Raw genomic sequence first — 714 nt, 5'->3', positions numbered from 1 at the left:
CGGAGCGCGGGATCGCCGTCGAGCCGCCGGAGCGCTCCGGCGAGCGCGTCGACGTCGCGAGGGGGCACGAGCAGCCCGTTGGCGCCGTCGGCGACCCACTCGATCGGCCCGCCCTCGCCGGCTGCGATCACCGCGCGACCCGCGGCCAGGTACTGCAGCACGTTCTGGCCGAGCGGCTCGGGTCGGGTCGAGTACTGCACGGCGACGTCCCATCCGGCGAGCAGCCTCGGCACGTCGTCCACGTGCCCGAGGACGTCGACCTGCGCACCGATGCCCAGCTCGTCGGCCCGGTGCCGCAGTTCGGCGAGGTACGCCTCGTGCCCGAACGGCGCGCCGCCGGCGAACTGCAGGCGGATGTCGCGCCCGTGGAACGCCCGCGCGAACGCCTCGAGGAGTTCGAGCTGCCCCTTCCACGGGTCGATGCGCGCGAGCATGCCGACCGTCCGGAGCGGCGCGTCCGCTGCGAGCGGCCGGTCGGCCCCGAGGACGAGCCCCGACGCACTGGGCACGACCTCGACGACCGCATCGCCGCTGAGGTGGGGCCGCGCGGCGTCCAGGGTCGCGCGCGAATTGGCGATGACGCCGTCGGCGCGGGGCAGCACCACCCGGGTCATGATGGCGTGGCCCGCACCGCCGAGCGCCTCGGGCTCGACGAGGTCGCGCAGGTGCACGACCAGCGGGACGCCGGACAGCCGGGCCGCGAGTGCGCCGTAT

Annotated in this window: 1 protein-coding gene; it reads right to left on the bottom strand. The window is 75.9% G+C overall.

Features of this window, described 5'->3' with window-relative positions:
• A partial coding sequence (locus ESO86_RS18060; protein ID WP_129236060.1) for a glycosyltransferase occupies window positions 1-714 on the bottom strand: 714 nt, incomplete at both ends.

It is taken from the genome of Agromyces binzhouensis, assembly GCF_004135055.1.
GTDB lineage: Bacteria > Actinomycetota > Actinomycetes > Actinomycetales > Microbacteriaceae > Agromyces > Agromyces binzhouensis.
The sequence above is the reverse complement of the archived record's forward strand: the minus strand, read 5'-3'. Positions and strand labels throughout refer to the sequence as shown.